The sequence below is a fragment of the Burkholderia sp. HMSC10F09 genome, from assembly GCF_001806955.1.
Lineage (GTDB): Bacteria > Pseudomonadota > Gammaproteobacteria > Burkholderiales > Burkholderiaceae > Burkholderia > Burkholderia multivorans.
The window spans coordinates 1-8288 of record NZ_KV786666.1; the positions used below are offsets into that span (position 1 = coordinate 1).

Sequence of the window (8288 nt, forward strand, 5' to 3'; positions counted from 1 at the left end):
CGGCTGCCGCGCAGCCGGAGCGCGCGGCAGCCGCCGATGCGGAGCGGGACGAACGCACGCTCGACCTGTTTGGCGATCCAGTGTTCGCGCGGGACGACGATGTGTCGGCTGCGGGTCCGTCGAGTCGCGACGACGATGCACGCGCGAGTGCACCAACGGCGGAACGCGGCGACGGCTCCGAAGGCGACAGCGCGCGGCAAGCGACGCTCGACGGATTCGAGGCCGAAGCGGCGGTCGCTTCAGTCGCGGGAGCGGACGAGATGACTGCGCCGACGACCGCAGCTCTGCACGAGGAAGACCGCGACGGCATGACGGCAGACGTGCAGAAGAACGCCGTGCATTCCGGCGATGGTGTTGCTGCGAATGAGACGGTCGCAAAAACGACCGAACCGATACCGGCCGCTGAGGCGGGCGCAAACGACGCCGCGGCGAATCGCGATGTCGACGCGCCGGCGGCACACGCCAGTACGCGCGTGCTGGACGACGTTGCGGCATCAGACGTCGCCGCGACGCGCGTGGCCGACGCCGCCGCGCGCAACGACGAAAGCGCGCCTAATGCCGATAACGTCACGCCAGCCGGCGACGCGCACGAATCGGCGCAACGCAATCCGGCATCGGCGGTAGACGATGCGCCGGTCGCCAAAGCAATCGCACCGACTATCGCAGAAGCAGGCGTCGCGGCAGCGTCAGCCGCTGCCGACGCCAATCCATCCACGCAGCGCGCCGAAATCGCGGCCGACGCGACGCGCGCCACGCCCGCCGCTCGCCGCCGCTCCGAGCCATCCGCACCGAAGGCCCGCCGCGCGGCTTCGGCATCGGCGCGGCGCGCGACCGACGATGTACCCGAGGAGCCAGCGACGACGGTCGCCGCGACGGCACCGGCCGACCCACAGTCGGCATCGGACACGCGTTCAAGCGCCGAGCGACCCGCGGACGGTTCCGCGACACCAGCGTCCGCAGCGACCTTCGTGACGAAACCGTCAATCGACACGTCGCCCACGGCGCCCGATACGCGCGGCCTCGTCTCGTCCGACCGGCTCGCCGCGTTGCAGGCCGACGTGACGCGGCTGACACATTCGGTCGATCGCGAAAAGCGCCGCGTGAATCGCCTGCTGCTCGCGCTGGCGATCGTCGTGCTGGCGACGCTCGTCGCGCTGATCATGCAAACGCGCCAGATCGCACACCTGAAACAGGACGCGGCCGCGCAGCAACTGCGGATCGACCGGCTGGCGGCCGATTTGTCGACACAACAGGCGAGCGTGATGACGCTGCAGGAGCATCACGAAGCGCTGCTGTCGCAGGTGGATCGACTTCAGCGCGCGGTGTCGCGTGACACCGCTGCGAAACGCGTTCGCCGCGCGCGCTAACGCTTCCGACCCTACCTCGAGAGCCGCGCCACGCAACGACTCGGTCGCGGCGACGCGTGCACACCGAGATACAAAGGTGCGGCAAACTGCTGCGCGCGCTGGCAGAGTCTAGGGAAAACCCTTAGAATACGAAACATCTAAGGGAAAACCCTAGCCTATCTGTCAGGAGTTTCACATGAGCTTCATCTTCGCGCTGCTGCAAAAGATCGACGATCTGTTCGTTTCGCCGCACCTCCCGCTCGACGCGGAATATTCGTACGTGGCCCGTCGTGCGGAAGCCGATCGTGTGCGCCGCTCGCACGCGCCGCTGTGCCTGTACCGTCGCTAATCGACTGATGCATTGATTCGCGCGGCGCTTGCCGCGTCTGCATGCTGCTGTCGTGCGCTGCGACGGCGCGATGCGCCCGCTACACTGGGAGTTCGATTCCTCACACGGACGAACGCGCGATGCTGCAGATGCGGCCGATGACGGCCGGCGAATTCCGCGCCTACCGCGCGCGTGCGATCGAAGGCTACGCGCGCGATCTCGTTGCCTCCGGCCAGAACCCGACCGACGACGCAGCGCCGCGTGCGCAGCGCTGCTTCGATACGTTGCTGCCGGACGGCCTGTCGACCCCCGGCCAGACGCTCGTCTCGCTCGTCGATTCGACGAGCGGCGAGACGGTCGGCGACCTCTGGTATGCGATCGTGACGGAAGGGCCGCATCGCACGCTGTTCATCTACGACGTCGATATCGTGCCGTCGCGGCGCCGCCAGCGCTGGGCGACGCGCGTGCTCGAGGCGCTCGAGGCCGAGGCGCGCCGCTATGGCGTGACCGAAATCGGGCTCTCGGTGTTCAATCACAACGTCGCGGCGCGCGCGCTCTATCGCGCGTGCGGCTTCGTGCCGATCACGACGACGCTGATCAAGCCGGTCGTGTCGAGCTAGCCGCGGCGATTCGGGCATGCACTTCGCGGTCCGATACGCTGCGCTCGATTGCGCGTGCGGGCGCCCGCTTGCGCGCGGCCATCCCTCGCCGCATCACCGCGCGCGTCCTTTCCATCTCCGCAGCAGCAACGCGTTCGTCACGACGCTGACGCTCGAGAACGCCATCGCCGCGCCCGCAATCACGGGATTCAGCCAGCCGAGCGCCGCGAGCGGCACGCCGATCAGGTTGTACACGAAGGCCCAGAACAGGTTCTGCTGAATCTTCCGGTACGTCCGTTTCGAGATGTCGATCGCGTCGGCGACGAGCGCCGGGTCGCCGCGCATCAGCGTGATGCCGGCCGTATGCATCGCGACGTCGGTGCCGGTCGCCATGGCGATCCCGACGTCCGCTGCGGCCAGCGCGGGCGCATCGTTGATTCCGTCGCCGACCATCGCGACCACGCCGCCGTGCTCGCGCTTGAGCGACGCGACGACGCGCGCCTTGTCGTCCGGCAGCACCTGCGCATGCACTTCGCCGATGCCGAGCGCCGCAGCCACGGCCGCCGCGCTGCCGCGATTGTCGCCGGTGACGAGCACGCTCGCGACGTGCCGGTCGGCGAGCGCGGCAATCGCGTCCCGCGCGCCGGGCTTCACGGTATCGCCGAACGCGATCAGCGCGATCGCGGCGCGCGGCGCATCGGCGTGCATCAACCACGAAATCGTGTTGCCCGCGCGCTCGAGCTCGGCCGCGCGCGCGTCGAGCGCGGGCGGCACGACGATGCCGAGCTCGTCGCGCCAGCGCGTGCTGCCGAGCGCGAGCAGTCGGCCGTCGACACGCGCTTCGACGCCGCGTCCGGCCACCGCGCGTGCGTCCGTCGCGACGGGCGCGGCCTGCGCGTTGCGCTGCGCGTCATACGCGGCGACGACTGCGCGCGCGAGCGGATGGTCGCTGTGTCGCTGCACGGCCGCCGCGAGCGCGAGCGCGTCGTCGCGCGGCAGGTCGACCGCGTCGAAAGCCGTGACGGAGGGCTTGCCCTCGGTCAGCGTGCCGGTCTTGTCGAATGCGATCACGGTCGCGCGCTGCGCGAGTTCGAGCGCCTGCGCGTCCTTGATCAGCACGCCGTGCCGCGCGGCGACACCGGTGCCGGCCATGATCGCGGCGGGCGTTGCGAGGCCGAGCGCGCACGGGCACGCGATGACGAGCACGGCAACGGCGTTGAGGATCGCGGTTTCCGCGCCGGCGCCGGCGAGCAGCCAGCCGACGAGTGTCAGCACCGCGATGCCGAGGATCGCCGGCACGAACACGGCACTGACGCGATCGACGAGGCGCTGGATCGGCGCCTTTTCCGCCTGCGCGGATTCGACGAGGCGGATGATGCGCGCGAGCGTCGTTTCCGCGCCGATCGCGGTCGTCTCGACGACGAGCGCGCCTTCGCCGTTGATCGAGCCGGCCGTGACGGCGTCGCCGTCGTCCTTCGGAACGGGCAGGCTTTCGCCCGTGATCAGCGATTCGTCGACATGCGAGCGGCCCGACACGACGCGCCCGTCGACCGGCAGGCGCTCGCCCGGCCGCACGCTGACGATCGTGCCGACACGCACCTGCGCGAGCGGCACGTCGCGCTCGACGCCGTTGTCGACGATGCGCGCGCGGTCGGGCCGCAGCGCGTTGAGCGCGCGGATCGCATCGGTCGTCTGACGCTTCGCGCGCGCTTCGAGCCACTTGCCGAAACGCACGAGCGTGACGATGACGGCGGACGCCTCGAAGTACAGATGGCCCGGATGCGCCGGGTCGCGCAGCAGCATCCACAGGCTGAGGCCATACGCAGCCGACGTGCCGAGCGCGACCAGCAGGTCCATGTTGCCGGCGCGCGCCTTCACCGCATGCCATGCGGCGCGGTAGAAGCGCGCGCCGAAGCCGAACTGGACGATCGATGCGAGGACGAGCTGCAGCCAGCCGGGCAGCATCGCGTCGATGCCGAGCGGCGCGGCGAGCATCGGCGCGACGAGCGGCGCGCTCAGCACGGCCGACGCGATCACGAGATTGCGCTCGCGCAGTGCTTCCTGACGCTTGCGCGCGTCGCGGTCGGGTGCGGCGGGGATGGACGAAGCGGCGGCCTTCGCGCCGGCTGAGGGTGCGGCTGCAAGCGTCGCGCGGTAGCCGGCGTTCGCGACGGCCGCGATCAGCGCGTCGGCGTCGAGCGGGCCGGCGGCCCGGACCGACGCGCGTTCGGTCGCGAGATTGACCGACGCGTGCGTGACGCCCGGCACTTTCTCCAGCGCCTTTTCGACGCGCGATACGCAGGACGCGCACGTCATTCCGCCGATGTCGAGGTCGATGCTGTGCGTGGCATCACGGTCGACCGGTGCGGACGTCACGGTCGACGGAGCCGATTCGATGAGCGTCGCGCGATAGCCTGCCTGTTCGACTGCCTCGACGAGCCGCGCGGCGGAAACCTCGGCGGACGCTTCGACGGTCGCGCGTTCGGTTGCGAGGTTGACCGACGCATGCGTGACGCCTGGCACCTTCGCCAACGCCTTTTCGACACGCGACACACAGGACGCACACGTCATCCCGTCAATGTCGAGCAAGACCGTCGCCGCCGCCCCGGGTCGCGCCTCGTGCTCCGCCTGCGCCGCCATCGCATCGCTTCCCGCGACGGCGTCGCGCACGGTCGCGCGATAACCCGCGGCGCCGACCGCATCGACGAGCCGCGCCGGCTCCACAGTCTCGCGAGCGGTAATCGTGGCTGCCTGCCGTTCCAGGTCGACCGTCGCGTCGACGACGCCCGGCACGCCGGCCAGCGCGCGCTGCACCCGTCCGGTGCAGCCGCCGCAGTGCATGCCGTCGACACCCAGTTCGATCGTATGCAGCGACGCGGATGCGAGTGATTCAGTCATTCGGATTCCCCCAAGGCGCGGTTCGTCGCGCGATTGGTTCCCAGTATCAACTTTCCCATGATGGGAAGGTCAAGCATCGGCGACGACGCGTTGCCTCACGGGGCAACCACGGGCCAACCGCGGGGGCACGCGCCGGGCCAGCGCACCCGGCTCGCCCGGAATCGACGCCGCCCGATGCATGCCGCGCGGCCCGCGAGCCGATTCCACGCGGCCGCGCCGACACCGCCGCTACTGTCCAATGTGTCTTCGGGCATATTGGGGGATGCCCTTAGGCGCTATGATACCGGCCTGACACCCGCGCGCCGTGCCGACCAGCGGCCGTCCGCGCGCGCCGGCGTCGCTCACGCGCCGTTCGGGAACCGAACATGGCGTTGACGGAAAAGAACGATATTCGGCCAGTAATCGATGATTGAACACCTTCGAGAATCCCTTTCTCTGCGGCGCGCGTGCGCGTCGCTCGCCATGGCGGCGCTGCTCGCGGGATGCGCGTCGCAACCGGACGCGATCCAGCGCAAGACGGGCTGGATGCGTACGGAAGTCGCCGATTCCTATGTCTATGCGTATCCGCTCGTGCTGATGGACGTCGCGAAAGACGCCGCGACAGGCGGCGACGGCGCGCAACCCGGCAAGGCGCCGCTGAACACGCTGCGTCACGCGCAGGCGCTGCCGCCGGTCGGCGCGGTGAATCCGCCGCTGCCGGGCGTCGATACGCTCGACTCGACCGGCTGGCTCGACGTCGCGGCCGAGCCGGTGATCGTCACGCTGCCCGACACGCGCGGCCGGTACTGGGACGCACGCGCGCTCGACATGTGGACCAACGTGCTGTGGTCGGCCTCGAGCGCGGCGGCGCGCGGCGGCCGCCGGTCGCAAACGATTGCCTTCGTCGCGAAGGACTGGCAGGGCACGCTGCCGAAGGGTGCGGTGCGGGTCGACGTGCCGACGCGCTATGCGTGGCTCGAAGTACGACTGCAGACGAGCGGCGGACGCGACCTCACGGCCGTGAAGAAACTGCAGCGCGCGATGCGCATCGTGCCGCTGTCGGTCTACACGGGCGACGCGCGCGGCGCCTCGGTCGCCGTTCATACGGGCAGTGCACCGGCCGACGCGCTGACGGGCGGCACGCCGGCCGAACAGGTCGCCGCGCTCGATCCGAAGGCGTTCTTCACGCGCTTTGCGCGTGCGCTGCAGGACAACCCGGCGCCGGACGACGATCCGCACGCGCAGCAGCTGCTCGACGACATCGGCGTGTCGGCCGGCAATCCGGTGCAGTGGACGGGCGACCGGCTGACGGCGGCGACGGCCGGCGTCGACGAAGGGCGCGCACGGCTCACGGCGCCGCCGCCGAATCTGCTGAGCGCGAACGGCTGGAGCTGGATCGGCGATACGGCCGGCAAGTACGGGCAGGACTATGCGCTGCGCGCGTATGCGGCCTATACGCAGTTCGGCACCGCGACGCGCGACGACGAGACGATCGCGATCGTCCGCGTCGACAGCGACGGCCAGCCGCTGAACGGCGCGAACCGCTACGTGCTGCATTTCGCGCCGGGCGCATTGCCGCCGGTGCGCGGCTTCTGGACGCTCACGCCGTACACGCCGGGCGGCGCGCTGCCCGACGTCGGCGCCGCGCGCCGTTCGCTCGGCGATCGCGACCGGCTGCGCCGCAACCACGACGGATCGGTCGACATCGTCGTGTCGGCGGTGCCGGGCGGCGCGCGCGCGGCGAACTGGCTGCCCGCGCCGCGCGCCGATTTCGCGCTCGCGCTGCGGCTGTATGCGCCGAAGCCGCAGGCCACCGACGGATCGTGGATGCCGCCGGCCGTCGTGCGCAAGTGAACGAGCGGACGCCGCCGCGGTCCCATACGGCCCGCGGCGGGCGCACGCATGCGCGTCCCGTCATCCTCTGAGCCTATACTCTCGGAACAACAGGCTCGGGCGCGCCGGATTCCGGCGCGACCCGGTATCCGTTTCCGAGGCATTCCAGCATGGCAAGCCCAGATAAAGAAATCCCTTCCACGACCCTCCATGCCCTCCGCGGCGTCGCCCGCTCGCGCCGCACCCGACGCATCGGCCTCGGTATCCTGATCTTCCTCGTGTTGTTCGGCCTGCTGGGATTCTTCGCGGCGCCGCCGCTGATCCGCCATATCGCTGAACAGCAACTGAGCAAGCAGCTCGACCGGCCCGCGACGATCCGGCGCATCGCGCTGAACCCGTACACGCTGAACCTCGAAGCCGACAGCATCCATGTCGGCGAGCACGGCGGACAGGGCGACTTCATCGACATTGCGAAGCTCGTCGTGCGGCCGTCGTGGACGTCGCTGTTTCGCGGTGCGCCGATCGTCAACGAGATCCGCCTCGATTCGCCGCGCTTTCGCATCGTCCGCTACGACGCGCAGCGCTTCAACTTCACCGACCTGATCGAGAAGTTCTCGACGCCGTCGAAGCCCGACAGCAAGCCGACGCTGTTCTCCGTGTCGAACATCCAGATCAACAACGGCCGGATCGATTTCGACGATCGGCTGCTGAACGAAAAGCACGTCGTCGACGAGTGGACGCTCGGCGTGCCGTATATCGCGACGCTGCCGTCGAAGACCGACATCTTCGTCGAACCGAAGCTGCGGATGCGGTTCGACGGCAGCCCGATCGCGATCGACGGCAAGACGAAGCCGTTCGCGCGGTCGCGCGAATCGGAAATCGCGCTGAAGTTCGATCGGCTCGACGTGCCGAAGCTGATCTCGTACGTCCCCGCGAAGTTGCCGGTCGCCGTGACGAGCGGCCTGCTGAGCAGCGATCTCTCGGTCAACTTCGTGATGAGCGGCGATACGCCCGCGCTGCGCGTGTCCGGCACGGTCGACCTGACCGACGCGAAGGTCACGGGCCCGGCGTCCGAGCCGCTGTTCGCCGCGCGCGGCGTGCACGTCGCGGCGGCCGGCCTCGAGCCGTTGCGCAATGCGATGCACTTCGACGAAATCCGGCTCGACCGGCCCGTGATCGACCTGTCGCGCGACAAGCAGGGCGTGCTGAACGTCGAAAAGCTCGCGGGCTCGCCGGCCGCCGCGCCCAAGGCGGCATCGGCCGCTGCCAACGGCGCCTCGCGCGCGGCGGTCGCCGCCGCGAGCG

Annotated in this window: 6 protein-coding genes; 5 read left to right on the forward strand and 1 reads right to left on the reverse strand. The window is 70.0% G+C overall.

What is annotated here, in order from left to right:
• From HMPREF3115_RS11350 to HMPREF3115_RS11355, 3 genes are all read left to right on the forward strand, one after another.
• A partial coding sequence (locus tag HMPREF3115_RS11350; RefSeq protein WP_070554445.1) for a hypothetical protein occupies positions 1–1367 on the forward strand: 1367 nt, incomplete at its 5' end.
• A gap of 175 nt (positions 1368–1542) precedes the next feature.
• The gene (locus HMPREF3115_RS31570) at positions 1543–1695 is read left to right on the forward strand and encodes a hypothetical protein (RefSeq protein ID WP_006397347.1); all 153 of its coding nucleotides are present in this window, start codon (positions 1543–1545) and stop codon (positions 1693–1695) included.
• A gap of 119 nt (positions 1696–1814) precedes the next feature.
• Positions 1815–2294 carry a GNAT family N-acetyltransferase gene (locus HMPREF3115_RS11355; protein WP_070554447.1) on the forward strand — a complete coding sequence of 160 codons (480 nt, stop codon included), beginning with the start codon at positions 1815–1817 and terminating at the stop codon, positions 2292–2294.
• 93 nt (positions 2295–2387) lie between these two features.
• On the opposite strand, the gene HMPREF3115_RS11360 is transcribed toward HMPREF3115_RS11355, so the two are convergent.
• Positions 2388–5171, reverse strand: coding sequence for a heavy metal translocating P-type ATPase (locus HMPREF3115_RS11360; RefSeq protein WP_083302190.1), 2784 nt, complete (start codon positions 5169–5171; stop codon positions 2388–2390).
• 405 nt (positions 5172–5576) lie between these two features.
• Here HMPREF3115_RS11360 and HMPREF3115_RS11365 point away from each other — a divergent pair, with 405 nt between their 5' ends.
• Entirely contained in the window at positions 5577–7004 is a 1428-nt protein-coding gene (locus tag HMPREF3115_RS11365) for a DUF1254 domain-containing protein (protein ID WP_070554449.1), read from the forward strand.
• Positions 7005–7153: 149 nt separating this feature from the next.
• The coding region (locus tag HMPREF3115_RS11370) for an AsmA family protein (protein WP_141751669.1) at positions 7154–8288 on the forward strand (1135 nt) is incomplete at its 3' end.